This window comes from Rhodococcus sp. 1R11, from assembly GCF_004563845.1.
Classification (GTDB): Bacteria; Actinomycetota; Actinomycetes; order Mycobacteriales; family Mycobacteriaceae; genus Rhodococcoides.
Genome location: NZ_SPNG01000023.1, coordinates 1 through 16,463, shown reverse-complemented (window position 1 = coordinate 16,463; position 16,463 = coordinate 1). Strand labels below are relative to the sequence as shown.

General features: G+C 63.0%; 21 protein-coding genes and 1 pseudogene. 16 read left to right on the top strand and 6 right to left on the bottom strand.

Features of this window, described 5'->3' with window-relative positions:
• The 13 genes and pseudogenes from E4P29_RS25460 (at position 1) to E4P29_RS25405 (ending at position 9,022) form a co-directional block, all read left to right on the top strand.
• A complete protein-coding gene (locus tag E4P29_RS25460) occupies positions 1 to 1,692 on the top strand; it encodes a phage tail protein (RefSeq protein WP_135047994.1) in 1,692 nt (563 codons plus the stop codon).
• Positions 1,693 to 2,160 carry a DUF2744 domain-containing protein gene (locus E4P29_RS25455; protein WP_135047992.1) on the top strand — a complete coding sequence of 156 codons (468 nt, stop codon included), beginning with the start codon at positions 1,693 to 1,695 and terminating at the stop codon, positions 2,158 to 2,160.
• Positions 2,161 to 3,840, top strand: a complete 1,680-nt coding sequence (locus E4P29_RS25450; protein ID WP_135047990.1) for a hypothetical protein — start codon at positions 2,161 to 2,163, stop codon at positions 3,838 to 3,840.
• Entirely contained in the window at positions 3,837 to 4,046 is a 210-nt protein-coding gene (locus tag E4P29_RS25445) for a hypothetical protein (RefSeq protein ID WP_135047988.1), read from the top strand. Before E4P29_RS25450 ends, E4P29_RS25445 begins: the two co-directional genes overlap by 4 nt.
• Positions 4,043 to 4,375 (top strand): hypothetical protein, encoded by a 333-nt coding sequence (locus E4P29_RS25440; RefSeq protein WP_135047986.1) that lies wholly within the window; start codon positions 4,043 to 4,045, stop codon positions 4,373 to 4,375. The genes E4P29_RS25445 and E4P29_RS25440 overlap by 4 nt, the downstream gene beginning before the upstream one ends.
• 563 nt (positions 4,376 to 4,938) lie before the next feature.
• Positions 4,939 to 5,112 (top strand): annotated as a pseudogene (locus tag E4P29_RS26495) (peptidoglycan-binding domain-containing protein); the annotation flags it as partial.
• Positions 5,109 to 5,231: a hypothetical protein gene (locus E4P29_RS26580; protein WP_280634560.1), complete on the top strand. Its 123-nt coding sequence runs from the start codon at positions 5,109 to 5,111 to the stop codon at positions 5,229 to 5,231. The pseudogene E4P29_RS26495 and the gene E4P29_RS26580, both read left to right, overlap by 4 nt.
• 29 nt (positions 5,232 to 5,260) lie before the next feature.
• Positions 5,261 to 5,872 carry a holin gene (locus tag E4P29_RS25430; RefSeq protein ID WP_135047982.1) on the top strand — a complete coding sequence of 204 codons (612 nt, stop codon included), beginning with the start codon at positions 5,261 to 5,263 and terminating at the stop codon, positions 5,870 to 5,872.
• A gap of 11 nt (positions 5,873 to 5,883) precedes the next feature.
• Positions 5,884 to 6,336, top strand: a complete 453-nt coding sequence (locus E4P29_RS25425; protein ID WP_135047980.1) for a hypothetical protein — start codon at positions 5,884 to 5,886, stop codon at positions 6,334 to 6,336.
• Positions 6,326 to 6,739, top strand: coding sequence for a hypothetical protein (locus E4P29_RS25420; protein ID WP_135047978.1), 414 nt, complete (start codon positions 6,326 to 6,328; stop codon positions 6,737 to 6,739). The genes E4P29_RS25425 and E4P29_RS25420 overlap by 11 nt, the downstream gene beginning before the upstream one ends.
• Positions 6,740 to 6,766: 27 nt before the next feature.
• Complete coding sequence (locus tag E4P29_RS25415; RefSeq protein ID WP_135047977.1) at positions 6,767 to 7,282, top strand: hypothetical protein; 516 nt, start codon at positions 6,767 to 6,769, stop codon at positions 7,280 to 7,282.
• A gap of 11 nt (positions 7,283 to 7,293) precedes the next feature.
• Positions 7,294 to 7,686 carry a hypothetical protein gene (locus E4P29_RS25410; protein ID WP_135047975.1) on the top strand — a complete coding sequence of 131 codons (393 nt, stop codon included), beginning with the start codon at positions 7,294 to 7,296 and terminating at the stop codon, positions 7,684 to 7,686.
• Between the two features lies 1 nt (position 7,687).
• Positions 7,688 to 9,022 carry a polysaccharide deacetylase family protein gene (locus tag E4P29_RS25405; RefSeq protein ID WP_135047973.1) on the top strand — a complete coding sequence of 445 codons (1,335 nt, stop codon included), beginning with the start codon at positions 7,688 to 7,690 and terminating at the stop codon, positions 9,020 to 9,022.
• 12 nt (positions 9,023 to 9,034) lie between these two features.
• Here the strand turns inward: E4P29_RS25405 and E4P29_RS25400 are convergent, their stop codons facing one another.
• From E4P29_RS25400 to E4P29_RS25380, 5 genes are all read right to left on the bottom strand, one after another.
• Positions 9,035 to 9,538 carry a hypothetical protein gene (locus E4P29_RS25400; protein ID WP_135047971.1) on the bottom strand — a complete coding sequence of 168 codons (504 nt, stop codon included), beginning with the start codon at positions 9,536 to 9,538 and terminating at the stop codon, positions 9,035 to 9,037.
• 606 nt (positions 9,539 to 10,144) lie between these two features.
• Entirely contained in the window at positions 10,145 to 10,579 is a 435-nt protein-coding gene (locus E4P29_RS25395; protein WP_135047969.1) for a hypothetical protein, read from the bottom strand.
• Between the two features lie 32 nt (positions 10,580 to 10,611).
• Entirely contained in the window at positions 10,612 to 11,130 is a 519-nt protein-coding gene (locus tag E4P29_RS25390; RefSeq protein ID WP_135047967.1) for a DUF2637 domain-containing protein, read from the bottom strand.
• Between the two features lie 26 nt (positions 11,131 to 11,156).
• Complete coding sequence (locus E4P29_RS26180) at positions 11,157 to 12,014, bottom strand: tyrosine-type recombinase/integrase (protein ID WP_167735617.1); 858 nt, start codon at positions 12,012 to 12,014, stop codon at positions 11,157 to 11,159.
• A 125-nt stretch (positions 12,015 to 12,139) separates the two neighbouring features.
• A complete protein-coding gene (locus E4P29_RS25380) occupies positions 12,140 to 12,625 on the bottom strand; it encodes a tyrosine-type recombinase/integrase (protein ID WP_245154496.1) in 486 nt (161 codons plus the stop codon).
• A gap of 381 nt (positions 12,626 to 13,006) precedes the next feature.
• Here E4P29_RS25380 and E4P29_RS25375 point away from each other — a divergent pair, with 381 nt between their 5' ends.
• Both E4P29_RS25375 and E4P29_RS25370 read left to right on the top strand, forming a co-directional pair.
• Positions 13,007 to 13,537, top strand: a complete 531-nt coding sequence (locus E4P29_RS25375; RefSeq protein WP_135047965.1) for a hypothetical protein — start codon at positions 13,007 to 13,009, stop codon at positions 13,535 to 13,537.
• Positions 13,534 to 13,797, top strand: a complete 264-nt coding sequence (locus E4P29_RS25370) for a hypothetical protein (RefSeq protein WP_135047963.1) — start codon at positions 13,534 to 13,536, stop codon at positions 13,795 to 13,797. The genes E4P29_RS25375 and E4P29_RS25370 overlap by 4 nt, the downstream gene beginning before the upstream one ends.
• Before the next feature lie 69 nt (positions 13,798 to 13,866).
• Here E4P29_RS25370 and E4P29_RS25365 read toward each other — a convergent pair whose 3' ends face one another.
• The gene (locus tag E4P29_RS25365; protein ID WP_135047961.1) at positions 13,867 to 14,283 is read right to left on the bottom strand and encodes a hypothetical protein; all 417 of its coding nucleotides are present in this window, start codon (positions 14,281 to 14,283) and stop codon (positions 13,867 to 13,869) included.
• 1,939 nt (positions 14,284 to 16,222) lie between these two features.
• On the opposite strand from E4P29_RS25365, the gene E4P29_RS25355 reads away from it, so the two are divergent.
• The coding region (locus E4P29_RS25355; protein WP_167735607.1) for an acyl-ACP desaturase at positions 16,223 to 16,463 on the top strand (241 nt) is incomplete at its 3' end.

Sequence of the window (16,463 nt, the reverse complement as noted above, 5' to 3'; positions counted from 1 at the left end):
ATGCCGGTAGCCGCCGATCCCACGAACCCGCTGTTGATGGACCCCGAGCTGCTCGAGCGGATGCAGCGGATCGCCGACGACGCGGACCGGGAGCAGGATCGGATCGCGCGACGTCGTCGTAAGCGGCCGCTCGTGCGACTGTGGGACGGCGACATGGTCTACCGCGGCCGCGTCACCAACGAGTACGAGGGCCACTTTCAGTGGCGGATGAACAACACCGGTTCGGCGAGATTACTTCTCCCGGTGGGGCATTACCTGACCAACTGGGCGATCGACCCGTGGGGCCGGACGAAACAGAACGTGCACCTGACGTTCGACAAGGACGGTGCCCGCTGGGGTGGCCGTTGCGCGGGCGACGCATCGACGCGCATCACGGTCGGCAAGGACGGCAAGCGGTACGTCGAGCTCAACTTTCTCGACGACTACGAAGAGCTGAAGAACCTGCTCGTCTGGTGCTCGCCGTACCTGCCCAGCATCATCCAGAAGAGGGCCTTCGTTCTCGCAGGCCCGTCCCGCTACATGCTCAAGCTGGCGCTGTTCCTCAACATTATGCGCCTGGAGGGCAACTGGTTCTCTCTGCCCGACGACCCGATGGACCTCGCGCAGTGGGGCCAGGCGTTCAACATGTCGAACTGGAACATGGTCGTCAATCCGCACAGTCTGCTGTCGGACTCGTCGCCGTGGACGGTGCTGTCCTCCCGGTTCGAGTACTGGCACGACATGGCCGAGGGAACGCTCGCCGACGCGCAACTGATGGTCACCACCCGGCGTTACCTTGCCGGTGACCCACCGCCGTGGCCCGGTGCGAACATTCGCCCCGGCGCGATCGTGTTCGACGTCGTCGACGTCTCTGGCTACTGGGACGAGACCTCGACCGGTGGCACGATCTGGGACGGACTCGTCCGGACCGTCGTGCAGCTCGCCGACAACCTGGTCGACGAGATCGTCACCACCGTCACCGGCTCGATCGACCCGTACCAGAACATCGTCGGCAAGTGGGTCGGCACGTTCCCTCGTCAGCCGTACGTCGTCTATCGCGACGGGCAGATATCGGGGATCGATGCGTTCGACTGGTCGTTCACCCCCGGCACCGTGGTTCAAGTCGTTGCGGGTGGCCACAGCGCACCCGGCGTCAACGAGCTGATGAGCAACGGAATCGTGTTGGGCGGCAACTACCTCGGGCAGTTGATCGGTCTACCGACGGCCGGAGTCATCGCGGACACGTTCCTGAAGCCGATCTACACCGACACTGTCGGGGCGTGGTGGACGATCAAAAGTCCGGTGCGCGCACTGCGCTACGGATGGTCGCATTACCAAGAGGGACGGTCGGATTCGGCGAAACGGGCCTACACCCTCTCGTCGCTGATGGACCTGCGGGACACCTTTCACAAGACGCGGCCGCGCACCACCCACGCCGCGACCCTCGGAGATGGCCGGCCGTATCGGATCGGCGATCAGGGGCAGGGCCATTGGTGGCTCGGGTCCCGAATCGGTGTGACGAACAAGGACTTCCCCCGCAAGGGCGTCGTGTTCGTCGAGCAGGCCAGCCAGATCGATTACGACTACGACCGCGACAGCCGCGGCTGGTCGGCGATCACAGGCGATCCGCGGGTCAACGAGGCCCCCGGCGAGAAGAACATTCGGTTGCTGCGATCGGCGCTCGTGGCAGGTCAACAGTTGGGAGTGATCTAGATGATTCCGACACAGGCGTATTGCGATCCAAACGTCCCCGAGGAGGCGGCACTGTGGGCGGTGGTGGGTATCGAGGAGACGCCGGGGGTGCCGATGATCGCCCCGGAGGAATCGCTCCGAGGGTTGTCTCGGCAGCTCTACGACGCAGGGTTCCGGCACCATCCCGAGCTGCAGACCAAAAAGGCGATCATCGTCGGTGCTCCCGAGCAGCAGGGCGTGTCGTGGATGGGCGTCGGCGAGGTCAAGTGGGTGCCAATCGATTACGAGGATTCGCCAGAGGTGCTCGCCGCAGCTGCCGCCGAGCAGCAGGACCTGTTGATCGATGACGATCTCGATCAGGCGTCCGGTGCGCAGCTGATGGCCCTCGCTCAGAAGTTGCAGGAGCGCGGGGTTATTCGGGCTCCGGAGGCTCCGACGGCAGCCGATGCGGGCGATCACGCGGTCGCATCGGAAATCGGAGGCGACTAGATGGGTATCGCACCCGACAAGCCCCGGCCCGACGTCGCGTACGTCGGGACCGTCGGAGAGAGTGGCGTTAAGAACGTCCAGAACGAAACGCAGGCGAAAATCACTGCGGCCCAGCGAGCCCCGCTCGATGCTGCCTACGGTAGCGCTCGATCCAATATGACCAACAACCTGTTGGGCGGCTTCGGAAACGGAATCGGTGGCCTCGTCGGAATGCTCGCGCAGGGCGTCTTCGGTGTGATCGGGAATATCGGTGATCTGATCGGGGGCCTGCTGGGCATCAAGAATCAGGCCTCGAACGCGAACACCGCGGCCTCGGCCGCGCAGACGGCGGCCGCGGCCGCGTCTGCATCAGCGGCCGCGAACAACATCAAGGTCCAGCAGGTCCGCTCGGAGCTGATTCAGTTGGCGGACAACATTCCTGCGGTCGATTCGTGGGTGTCGATGGTGCCGGGTCAACAGGTGTCGTTCCCAATCTTCGGCCTGACCGACAACGTGAAGTCGGTTAGCTCGACGACCAGCTCGGAGTCTGGTTCGACGTCGCACAGCCACAGCCTGCAATTCCTCAAAACAATCCCGGACTACACGCCCGCGGCGAACGTCGTTGAGGGAGTGTGGATTCAATCGAAGTACAGCGCTGGCCGCGCGACGGTGTCGTTCTTCATCGGCTCAGGTCTGTCGTCGCGGCCACCGCTGTACGTCTACATCGGCCGGATGACCGAGGACGGCGTACTGGTGATCGAGTGGGTGTCGCCGGATCAGACACCAATTATCAGTAATGCCCTCCAGCTGGTCAACGTCACCATGCCCGAGGATCTGCTGTTCGGTTTCGGTGAGTGGATGTTCGTCGGTATCCACCAGGTCGGTACGGGCTCTCGCAGAGCCCTGTACTGCAACAGCCAGCCCAACCTCCCTTTGGATCCGGATGCGTTTCCGAGGCAGCAGAAGGTGCATTTCACGAGCACCTCGCCGTTGACGGTGGGGGCTACGCTGCCGAAGACCTCGCAGTTGTATTCGAGCCCGTTCGTTCCCTGGGTCGGCATCGGTGTGAGGTTGCGTAAAGGTGACCCGCAGCCTCGTGAGTGGTTCGACCCGTTCGACGAGTCGATGAGTTCTCGATGGACTTCCGTGTTGTCGGTCGGTGGCCTGTATCGGCTCACGGCCAGCGGTGGCCGCGCCGGGTTCTCCGGAACTACCAATGGCACGCAGCGGTCGCTGTACAAGGAGCGCGTCGCCTACAACGACGTGGTCGGCGAGTGGTCGCCCGTCGAGATGAGCGTGCAGATCCAGTCGTATATCTATCACTCGGACTCGGGCGGCAAGACGTACATGTCGGTCGAGCAGAACCTGACGACGACAACGCTCTGCCGGTTCGCAGGCGGTACCCGCACCGTTCTCGACACCATCGCCGACACTCCGGAGGCTGCGGGGTACCGCGTCACGGTCGGTCTCGATGACGACGACAAGGAGATTCACGTCGTCGAGAAGAACGCGGTCGGCACCACGACGTGGGTACCGGTCGCCAGCTACACCGAGCCGACCCCTGGCGCGCTCGGAACTCGCGGTGCCGGTTTCCAATACGGCGGACTCGAATGCCGCCGTGGCGGATTCGCTGTCAACAGTGGCAAATTCGACTATTTCGGCCTCCGCGACAACGTGGTTCTGGCAGAGGAGGCGGCATGACGTTCGATGCAACGTTCACCAAGGATGGCAGTGAGTGGAGTGTTGTCCTGCGCGACGGGCTGATGAACACGTACAGAGACGGTGTGTGGGTCGGCGGAACGCTCGTCGGTGCGCTGCCCCCGATCCCTGCGGCCACCGTGATCGACGTCGAACCGGAACTGGGCCCCGAGCTACCGGGACCGGGAGAACCGGAGATCGAGCCGTGAAAGTGACAGGCGAGCAACTCTTGGAGTTGCTCGCCCACGACAGTCACCCCGACGCTGTCTGGGTGATGCACGAGGACCGCACCACCGAAATCGTTGTTCCGGCAACGCCCGAGGCGCTGGCAGAGCTGCACCAACCATCGCAGTGGCCTGCGTACCTGATCCGAATCGACCTCGCCGAGAACTACATTCGCGATCACGGACTCGACGGCGCGGTGACACTGCTGAACATCACCTTCTCGATCATTCCCGAGCCCGATTCCAAGATCGTCCGCGCAGCAGCAATCACCGGGCGATTCCTCAACCGCAGACGACGACAGGAGCAGCAATGAGTTTCCGAACTATCTACGGCAGGACGCATTCCGAGAACGGGTGGCGTAACTGCGACAGCAACGAGTGCATCACCCTGTTCTACGCAGGCAAGCCGGTGCTCGTCAGATCGGGTGACGCCGCGACCGTCCTCCGAAGCTGGATGGACTGGTACAACGCCAACGTCGAGCCCATCAAGTCGCAGGTGTGGGGATGGTCTGCAACCAACGAGGTCGCATCCTCGAACCACATCTCCGCTACCGGCGTCGACATCAATGCGCCGTGGCATCCCTGGAAGGTCGACGCATCGAGGAACTTCACCCAGCACCAGATCGGACGGTGCCGTGAGGGAATGCGACTGTTCGAGGGCAACATCTTCTGGGGTCAGGACTGGGATCGCCGCGATCCGATGCACTGGCAGCTCAACTCGGGCACGGCATCCGGCGACGGTTCCTCACCGAAGCTCGCTGCGTTCGCGCAGAAGATCCGTGAGGGCAAGCTCGGTTCTGCTGGGCCTGTGTACGCGCCTCCACCCGCTGCGCCGAACGCACGCCCGGTCGTCCGGATCGGCGCGACCGGGCAGGCCGTGCGCGACCTCCAGGCGCGTCTGAACCGGGATTACCCGCTGTACTCGAAGCTCGTCGTCGACGGCGACTTCGGACCGGCCACGGACAGAGTTGTCCGTGAATTTCAGACGCGAGCCCGACTGGTCGTCGACGGCATCGTCGGACCCGCGACGTGGAATGCGTTGGGGCTGTGAACTACCGAGTCCCGTTCCTTGCGGCCGCAGTGATCGTTGCTGCGGCCGCAGGGTTCGTCGCCTACGTGCTCGCGGTCGACATTCAGAGCGACGAGCAGACACTCACCGAAAAGTCCTGAAACACAGGCACAATCAGAAGGGTAAGACCATGGCTGCATCCGATAACACTGTCCACCTCGACGCAGAGATCGGCGTCCTCGACCTCTCGATCGACACCAAGGCATTCTGGCTCGACCTCGCCGACCGGGCGTCGAAGACGTTCGTGCAGAACGTGCTCATCTTCCTCGGAGCGGGAGCGACGATCCTGTCGGTGTCGTGGCCGGCCGCATTGTCGTCCGCAGGACTCGCCACGCTCGCAACGGTGCTGCTCGCCCTCTCGACGGCGACACTGCTCAGCTCCGGCAACTTCCTGATCGATCTCGCCGACCGGGCCGCGCGCACGTTCACCGGCACGCTCGTCGCTGCGATCCCGGTAGCGGGCGGGTTCGGTGATGTGCAGTGGGACAAAGCATTGACCCTCGCCGGTACCGCGGTCCTGGTCTCGGTGCTCACGTCCCTCGGCAGCATGAACCTCGGATCGACCAAGGGCGTGCCGTCGCTCGCACCGGTCGGCTCGACGATCGTCGATCTCGACGAGGACGAGTACTCCGAGATCCCCAGCAACGAGTCGTACTTCGAGCACGTGCGCTACGGCGACGAGAAGAGCCCGGTCGTCGACGACGGTGACGTGGCACAGGGACGCCGCACCGAGGGCAGCTGATGGTGGGCCGGGTGTGGCCGAGGATCGAGCGGCTCCGGCTCGTCGTCACCGAGGACATGGCGTTCGTGCTGCAGCTCAGTTTGCTCACGGCCGCGATCAGCCGCGGCATCGACTATGTGCGGCTCCCCATGTACGCCTACCCGGCGACGCTCTCTCAGGTCGAGGCCCTGCTGCCGTTCCACATCTGGGGATGGATCTTCATCGGAGCCGGGGTGGTGGGCCTGATCGGGGTCTACACGCCCCGGCTCCCGCTGGCGGCGCTCGCGCACGGCGTGCTCGCCGCGCTGTTCGTTGGATTCGCTTTCGGTGCTCTCGCGGAGGTGATGGACAAAGAGGGCTGGTTCGGGTGGCGTACCGCGTCGGGCTGGCTGTTCGGTGCTGTCGTCGTGCACGCAGTGCTGTTCAGCGCCAGCAAGACCGCGTTCCGACAGGCGTGGGACCGGAGGTGTCGTGGTGCCGACTGACATTGCCGCTCTGATCCCCAGCAATCCCTGGCTGATCGGCCTGGTGATTGTCCTGGTCGTCGTCCGCTACGTCGGGCAGATCGTCTCCGAGGTCTCCGAGACCGGCGCGAAGATCTTCGGCCCGCTCGGTAAGCGGTGGCGTGAGCGAGCCGAGCGTGAGCGAGCAGTCGAAGCCGCCGACATCGCCGATCTCAAGCGGCAGGTCGTTGCGCTGGAGCCGCGGGTGAAGGCCCTGACCGCGAAGGTCGATCTGTACGAGAAGTACCTCGAGTACGACGCCACGTGGCATCGCGACGACAGCCTGTACGGCATCTCGCAGGGCTGGCAGCGCCGGCCACCGGAGCACCGATCGCTCTACGAGTTCACCCGAGACCGCGAGCGCGAACTCGGCCAGCAGGACTGACAACAACGAAACGAGAGGGGACCGGACATGGTCATGGTGAACCTGGAGATAGACCTCGCCGACGTCGGTGGCCGTCCGGTCACCATGGCGCGTGCCGTGAGCGTCTACCCACCGAAGCAACGAGGCTCGGCGGTCACACAGGATCGGGTCACGCTGACCGATCCTGTGTACGTCGATCTGACAGCCGGGAAGGGCACGGTCGCAGTCGAGCCGGGACCGCTGGTGGTGCAGATCCGCGGCGGGATGACCGATGTGAAGCCGAAGACGGTCGTCGTCCCGGACGACGGCCGGACCGAGATCTCGCTCCGCGAGGTACTCGACTCGGCGTTCGTGTACGACCCGCCCGTCGTCAACGCAGCTCAGCAGGCCGCAGCGCGTGCCGAGGCGGCAGCGATCCGTGCGGAGGAAGCCGCAGCCGGGGGCGGCGGTGGGGGCGGGCAGTCGCTCGTGCCGGACCCGAACGACCCGGACACATTCATCGTCACGGCCGGTGGCGGCCTCGACGCCGATCCGTCCGACCCGGACACCTTCGTACTTTCCTGAGAGGAACGCTCATGGCACGTTTTCCGACCCTCGGACCGGGTGACAAGGTCCGCGACAAACACCTTCCGGATCGACTGACCGCCGACCAGCTCGACGAACGTGTCGGCACGGTCGGTGACTCTCGTTACGTTCCCTTCGAGCGGCTGGCGAAGAACCCCGATCTGCTGATCTCGGGAGCCATCACCCGCAACGCCAACCAGGCCGTCACGAGCGCGGCTGTCGTCTGGCCGGACGGAACACCGGGCACCTTCACCGCCGAGACGCTGTCGACGGCATTCCCCGGCGCAGTCGACGGCTACCGCATCACATACGGCAGCCCTGCCACCAAGACCTACACACAACCGACCATCACGCGGAACGCTGCCGGTGCAGCCACCGCCGTACCCGCGATAGTGGTGAGCTGACATGGGCATACTCGACGTACCCGGAATTTCCCGAAGCCAGGCCGACAATCTCTATCCACTCAAGTCGCAGGTGGTGGCACCCGGCGAGATCAAGCGCCGACGACTCTCCACCACGAAGGTCATCGCGTCGTGGAAGCTGTATCAGTCCGGCCACAACTTCACCCCCACGGGCGGCGGTCTCGACGCAGCGGCGTCGAACATGAACGACACCTCAGACGTGATCCGTGGCAGCCAATCCCTCAAGCTCGTCACCAGCAACGCGGGCGGTAACGCGACGGCCGAGTACAGCTTCGGCAGCTCTCCTGTCGACCTGTCCGGTGCATCGGCGATCCGGCTCTACCTCAAGTACAGCATCGCCGTGGCGGGGCAGTTCGTGGACCTGTTCATGGGCAAGTCCAACTTCGGGTTCTACTTCAACAACAACAAGATCGTCGCGGGCGGCGGCGGCGCGGAAGGCACGAACTTCCCCTGGCAGGCGGGCCGCTGGGAGATCGTCGACATTCCCCTGAGCGAGTTCGGTCAGACCGGCACCGCGCCGACATGGACCGACATCAGCCGAATCGCCATCACAGTGGGTGGACCGGCTGGCACTCCTTGCACACTGCGCGTGGCGAGTATCGAGGCCATTGCGAAAGATCCGTTCAACGCGGGGCCCGTCATCATTCCCACGTTCGACGACACGCTGCTCTCGCAGAAGACAGTCTGCGCCCCCGACCTCAACTCGCGCGGCTGGCCTGCCACGCTGTACCCGATCATCGACCAGATTCAGCCGGTGACACAGGGCGCATCCAACTGGGATTTCCCGTGGATGAAGTCGATGTACGACACCTACGGCTGGGAGATCGGCGCGCACGCATACTCGGCAGCAGCGCACGGCGTCAGTATGTCCTCGATGACCGTCGATCAGCGGATCGCTGAGCTGGAGTCGATCCAGTCGTGGCAAGACGCCAACGGTTTCGCGGCCCGCACATTCGCGTGGCCGATCGGCAACCACAACCGCGCAGCCGAGGACACGGTGCGCGAGTACTACACCGCAGCGCTTACGGCGACCCGACTACTCAACGAGTCGGTCTCACCACCGCGGCGCTTTGCGATTCAACGATGCAACGTCGGGTACGAGTCGACCGCCAGTGTTCAGACGGCGATCACCAACACTGTGAAGGACAAAGGGCTACTCGTCCTGTGCATCCACGATGTGACCGCGGGCGCACCGGACACGGGCGGTAACTCGACCTCACCGGCGAAGTGGGCAGCAGTCTTGTCGGCAATGCAGACCGCAGTGGCGGCTGGTGCTCGGGTGACAACGTTCGACAACTTCATCAGCAACATCCGATGAATGTTGAGCGCCCTACTGATCGCGCTCGGTGCTGGTCAGTGGATGGCCAGCGAACTCGTTCAGCTCGTCCTCGGTGAAGAATTCGACAGGTGGAGCCATCGCGGCGGGTACTTGGATCGGCCAAATCTGGACGGCACTCGCAGTACCCGTCGCGCCGCCCTCATATCCGACCAGGGTCTGCATGATCAGGTGCCTGATCTGCAGTGTCGTCACGACGACCAACTGGTCGGTGCTCCTCGCCGCGTAGAAACGCAGCAGCCGGTCCCCGTGCATCGTTCCGAGCATTACCCGGGTTGAGGCGGAGGGAACGCGCTCCCGTTCGAAGTTGGCGCGGTCTACCACGGTGAACACCGGTGGCAGGGCTCCCATTCTGTCGAAGACCTGGCATGTTTTGACGATCCAGGACGCCAGGTTGATCTGCGAAACAGGGTTGAGCTGTATCGACTCCGGCCTGGCACCCCTGATGAGCCCAAGGAGTTGACCGTCCGACTTGACTGCCGCTTCGAGGTCGGACATCCATCCTGTATTGCAAGCTCGACACACACGGTCAAGCTTCAACTCGAAATCGCGCACGTCTCGAGGTGCCAACGACCGGGAATGATCCGTCACCGTGTATGGCGGGTTGCCCAGCAGCTCGGTGGCAAGCCATCGTGGGACCACATGTTCGCCGGTCATCTGGGACTTGCTGGTGGGTCGCTGGCAGAACATGCAAAGCGGGCGCGAGGTCACGCCGTGACCGTAACCGGATGCGTCTGTAGTCGCGATCCAAACGGGCACATAACGCGGAAATGCACACCTACCGGGCGCGGCCGTCGAAACTGGAATCGGTGCACTCCGCAGTCATGGGCGGGGTGTAGGTGACCGCATCGCACTCACGGCAGGCGTGAGTGCGATGGTGGTGGACCTCGCACGAGCAGACCTGAGAGCCGACGAGTACGCGGCCGGGCCCGAGTCGATGCCCGCGCGGACAGAATTTCGGTGCCGCTTCTGACCATTGATCACCGCGGCGGTAGAGCTTCATCCAACAGACCGTAGAGCTACACCCCGACAGTCCGCGCGAAAAATGGCCCCCACCTCTTCGGAGGTGGGGGCCATTTTTCGTTGGACGGGACCAATTCAGGACTATCGCCCCAACGCATCCTCGATCAGGCTCTTCAACTGCACCGCGGCACCGGCCGTTAGCTCCGACTCGGTGAAGACCTCGGTCTCGAACTCTCCCAGTGTGATTCGGTACGCCGCCTCTGTAGCCGGGACATTCAGGAACCGCGCCTCGAATGAACAGACACCATCAGCAGACGGTCCGTCGTTGGGAATCAATCGAGCGGACGTGAGTTTAGACATGGCAACAGATTGGTCGTGCTCGCCACGCATTTCGACCTGGTCACCTGCTGTGACGGTACCGCCAGCGAACTCGCAAGATTGCGACTCGACCGTCATACGGTCGGTGTTGCCGTAGTACTGGACGGTCCCCGTGAACTGCTCAGGCGAACCCGCACCGGACGAGCAGCCAGCAACAATGAGGGCGCTAGCAATAAGCGCCGGGAACGACCGGTTCATGCGTTGATGTGTACCAGACGGTACGCATCAGGTCACGCAGCAGTTTCCGCCGCAGCCTGGTTGCGAGCATTACGCCAGCTACCAGCGAGGTCCGGAACTGTCGACGGGATCGTCTTCCCCTCGACTGGCCACAGCGGCACGGGCCTGCACAGCTTGTGCTCAGCATCAGCAATCGGTGCCGATTTTCCGGCGAGCAGCACCACGAGGTGGGTAGTCGCGAGCAGCAGGATCGGCGGTACCGCGGCGATGGCAATGGCGATCGGCCCCGAACTCCACGCGTGAGCGATGTTCCCGGCTATAGACAGAGCGGCCGACAGACCCAGCAGTGCCCACGCAAAGGCCTTGCCTTCGGCCAGCGCAACGACGGCCAGCGTAGATCCGAGCACCGTCGCATCGACGATGAGAGGGACGATCCAGGCCAGCGACGACGCAACGCCGTTCTTCGCTGCCAGGTCGGCGAGCGCGGTGAACGACAGGACCGACGAGCCAGTCGCCACAAGTACGGCAATGGTCACGGCCGCGGCGAGCACGGCCATACGTGAACGGGACATGCGATTCCCCCGAGTGGTGTTGTGAGCTAAGCGCTATCGCGCTTCGCGTAGCGGAATGGGTCCAGCGTGTGCACAGCCTCGATACGTCGACGGTCCGGGATCTTGGTGTAGATCTGCGTGCTGCTGACCGATGCGTGTCCGAGCAGCTCTTTGACGGTGAGTAGGTCTGCGCCTTCGTCGAGCAGCGTGGTCCCGGTCCAGTGACGGAGAGAGTGCGCGGTGCCGGCCACTCCCGCTCGTCGCATAGCTCGGCTGATCACGTCCGTCACCGAACCCGGAAGAACGTGCTCCCCTGGCAGTTTCGAGTTCGCGGGGAACCACCATCCGCGTTCGGGCATGGTCAGCGCGAACTCGTACACGAGTGGGTGCAAGGGGTACGTGCGTTGTTTCTTGCGCTTACCGGTCGATCGAATGTTCGGGACGCTCAGATCGACGTCTTCGCCCCGCACCTTGCAGATCATGCCGACACGGAATCCCTGCAGAGCGCCGAGCAGGATCATCCCGCGCGTCTTGTGATGGATTCGAGACGTGAGGAGGTCCAGTAGGCCCCGGTCGGACGTCGGGTGCGGTTCACGGTCCGGCTGCAAGGGCGTCCCGAGCTTGATCATCGGATTGTCGAGACGATGGTCTTGGATCTGCAACCACTTGTACCAAGCGCCGAGGTACGAAAAGTAGGTGACGTGAGATCCGTCGGACCATTCCGTGTGCGAGGCCAGCCATTCCATGATCTGCATCGATGTCGCCGAGGCGGGCTGCAACTGAGCCTCGTTGCCGAATTGGGTAATGAGTCGTATACGTTCGCTGATCGTCTTCGGTGACTTTCGAGCCGCAAACTGCCAGAGCTTCCAGTCGTCGACGTAGGCGAACTTTGTCGCGATTGTCATACTCTCCGAAGTTACGGCCGTGACAGAAGAGGTGGGAGTGAAAGCTGGCGAGATGTGATTAGTCAGCACAAGGTTCGGGCGTGGTTGGTGAGACGTCACCGGTTGAACCAAGTTTGAGAATCGTGTCATGCCGCACGCTCCAGCGGCTCCGAGAACAGCGGCACAACTACGGAATCGTCGTGTCTTTTAATCCGCAGGTCGTAGGTTCGAGTCCTACTGGGGGCACCATCTTGACCAGGTATTTCCTGGTCAGAGGCATTATCGGGGGCCTCGGAATCACCCGAAGTGATAACCGAATGGTCACGAACGCTGTCACGCAACCCCTGGTCACGGCCCGCACGAGGCACCAACCCGGCCGCCGCTTCCGCCGCTTTCGACCCGACGCCGTTGAGCAGATGCGAGTACGTATCCGCGGTGATCGTGATCGACGAATGACCGAGACGCTTTGACACGATCGCCAGCGGCACATCCGCCGCCAGGAGAAGACTGGCTTGTCCGTGCCGCAGATCGTGCAACCGGATCGGACGTAGCCCCAACTCTGCGCGGACCTTCTTGAACCGATCTGTGACGCTCTGAGGCGGTATCGGTGATCCGTCCTCGCGGGCGAACACGACCCGTGGTCCTGATAGGCATCGCCCCACTGCGCACGCTCGGCGTCCTGGGCGAAGCGCTGAGCAAGCAGCACGCCGACGGTCTGCTGATCGAGGTCGACTTCTCGGTCCTCCCCCGACGCCGTCTTGGGTTTTCCGAACTGAAACTGCCGATGCTCGCTGTGGCAATACTCACAGCAACTGACCGACTCTGCGCAGTGGCTCTCCCCGCGCCGCAACGAAATTCAGCGCGACATCGCTCGACGTGAACAGGCGATCATTCAGTCCGCGCTGTCCGAGGTCCGAGACTTCGGCGGTGCACCGCAAAGCGCCGCCCTCATCACCACAGCAACGGGCGGGCTCCAGCCCGGTACGGCGGCCGCGCTGGCTCAACTGCGTGCAATGGAGCAGTACTTCCCCACCGACTGGCTCGTCGCCGCTGCGGGCCGTGGAACACTCCGCGTCGGAGTCGCGGAACGCGCATTCTTCCAACGTGGAACCGACGGCGACACTCTCGCCGCCGCATCCTTCGACGAACTCCCGGACTACCGCGGCGCATTCCGTAGCTACCCCGAAGCGGTGATGGTCCACGAACTGGGCCACCGCATGGAGCAAGCCGTTCCCGGACTCACGCAGCTCGAATATGCCCTAGTTCGATCACGATCCGTCACCGACGGCATCCTCGAAGAACCGACCGGGATCTACCAGGGCGTCGATGGTCTCGAACACGAGATCGGCTATGAGGACCAGTGGCGCAACAAGTACGCCGGCAAGACCTACGCCACCGACTCCCAGGCCGACCCAGCGCGAGAACCGGCTGAGGTGTTCCAGGTCGGTTTGCAAGATACGCTCGGACGGAGTGACGAACGCGGTGAGTTCGATGAGACCGGGCAACTACAGGCATTCGTACTAGGAGTGTTGGCGCTGCTATGAACTGGAAGATCACGTCGAAGACCGACCCCGACCGCTGGCTCACCCATACTGGGGATACGTGGGAAGCAGATCCCGAAACCACGGCGTACCTCACTCAACCCGGTTTCGCCTTCCCGCTGACCCCAACCGGGCCCGTGGTACCCATCTCGGACGAATCCACCCTCTGCGCCGCGGCCCGCAAGCTCATCCCCGGCGCAGCACCGGCCGGCGAACTGCCTCCGTACCCTGCGTTCCCCAGCGTCCCCGGCAGGATCTACTAGATACTTCGAAACAGTTGTGCCCCACCCGTTTCGGGATGGGGCACAAAACTCTGATCCAAAGAGATCTAGCTAACGATCCAGTTTCAGGCACCACATGGGGCTGCCCTGTCCGTTGATCGGCAGGAAGTTCAAACTCTTCAACGCCTTGACGAGAAAGTCAGGTTCCATCGTAGTGTCGATGAAGAGGAACCGTCCCCCACCAATACGTGAGGCGGCGGCTGCCCTGACCATGGCCTCCACGAGCAGAATCGAAATGTTCTGAACCGAGAGAAACTTGCCCGATCCGCTTGGCGCTTCGATTCGGCTCTTCTTCAGTGCAGATTCGCGGTGAATTCCGATTTTGGCAATCAGAAAACCGCTGATCGCGCCACCCGCATGCCCTGACAACTGGACGGTGTCTCGATCGGTGTCGATCAGGTGCGGCACAAGAGTGTAGAAGCCACTGACGTAAGGATGCTGGTCGGCCCATACATAGGTACGGCACACACCCTCCTCCTGCAAACGGAGGGCGTGGTCTGCAAGCCAGGAGTCGATCTTAATTCGGCCACTGCTGAGAAACCCCGTTAGGTGCTCGGCACTTAACGGGGCGGATTCCCAGAGAGGCTCTGTAACGGCTGGTGTCACTGCTTACGGGTCGCGAGCGCGTCGTACACGGCTGTGTACTCGTGAGACAGACTGTTGTCAGCCGTCTCCAAGTAGGACACAGACGCCAGATCCGCCTGGTCTGTAGACCGAGTATGTCGCTTCATCGTTTCCTCCAAGTAAGAGTGGATCCCAAGACTATCCAACTGTATGTATAACGTCCACGGTCGGGGATATGTTTCACTCTAGCCAGAACTGATGCGCGCTAGCCGATCAGGCGCTTCCCGGCCGGACACGGCGAACCCCCGCCGAGGGACGTCGTAACGATGGCCAAGGCCGGGCTAACGGCCCTGTACGCCGTCCGAATCGGCCTCAATGAGCAGTAAACTGCCCCATCGTCGGTCACGAGCCGATCAACACGACGATTTCGACGTATACGCACTTGGACAGGACGTCGATGAACGCAGCGGCCAGCGCGATCGGATCGGCACTCGGTTAGCAGGGTTGCCGGTTGGGTAGTGCCTCGAACTCCACCCTGCCTGGCGCTGCGAGCCCTGTCTGTGCCGCCCCCAGATCGTCGATCGCGAACTTCCCGTTCCCCAACCGTGGCCCGTCGTAGCTGCCGCAGTTGACCGACACGAACCAGCCACCCTCAGCGTCACCGTCGATGATCCGTAACCGGGCATCCCGAAACACTCGCGACAGTTCATCGTCCGACAGTTGGTCAACGACGTAGACGGTTGCCCATCCGTCGCGATCCTCCCTCAGTTGGTATGGGGGAGTGGGTAGCGGCGCGACGTATGACGACGACGGCCCCGCCACAGGTGCCGGTCCCGCGCTTGTGCCGCATCCCGCGATCATGCCGACTGCGACCACCGCCCATCCAAGCGGTACTCCAACTCCGCGACCTCCACGGGGTCGAGCGATTCCATCCTGCATTTCACGGTCCTCTCGGTGGTCCACAAGGCGGCGGTCTGTCCGAGTAGTTTGCAACTCGACCGCTCTGAGCAGGGACAATACTTCGCTGACGAAGGGACACAACAACTTTCATGGATGCCGTTCGACTGCCGTACCCCCTGCTCAGGGCGTTACAACCCCGTTTCGTCGAACGCCCCACTGGCGGCATCGGTGCCCGTCAACGCACAATCACCCCATTCAGATTTGCTCGTTCCAAGCGACGCCGAGACCCCGGCGTCAAGCCAGCTGGGTCGGGCGCAACCGCTCTCGCTGGCCGAGACGTCAGTTCAAGCGCGCCTCGCAAATCCTCCTCGGTGATTCGCCAAGTACGGCCTAGTTTGTGCCCCGGCAGCTTGCCGGCTCGCAATTGTGTTGCGTACCAGCCTTCGAGAACGCCAAGTCTCTTCGCGGCGTCGGCAACGGACATCGTCAGCGGTTCGAGCTCTTCCTGCACGAGAGCGTCTCCTGGTGTCTTCAGGGTGGTCACAGAGGAACCGTGTGACCATAGAATGTGGATCGTTTCCGAGTGGGGCATTTGTCTTCCGACCAGCGCAAGACGATAACTACGACGAATCAGGATCGGTATCGATCACTTCTGGGTTCTGACTTTTAATCCGCAGGTCGTAGGTTCGAGTCCTACTGGGGGCACCACACACCCTTCCGCCGAACTGCATTCGGCGGCACCCGGTCCGTACACTCGGGGTAACGATCGGCTCGTCCGCAGCGACGTGCAGGGAGAACTGCAGCAGTCGCGAAGGTCCCCACATCTGCCGATGTCGGTCGTCACGACTGCTCGAACAGCAAGTGAACAGCCGCGACACGGTTCACACCGAACCTACGGTGCCGTAAGCTGGACCGGTCGTACGCAATCTATGGAGGCGATCTAATGGCGAGGGATCTGACACAGCTCGAGCTTCTGCAAGAGCTGGTGCCCACTGCCGAGGACAACGTGAACCGTCACATTTCGATGGCGCGCGAATGGCACCCCCACGACTACGTACCGTGGGACGAGGGCCGCAACTTCGCCGCCCTCGGCGGCAAGGACTACGACCCGGAGCAGTCCAAACTCTCCGACGTCGCGCAGGCCGCGATGATCACCAACCTGCTCACCGAGGACAACCTGCCGT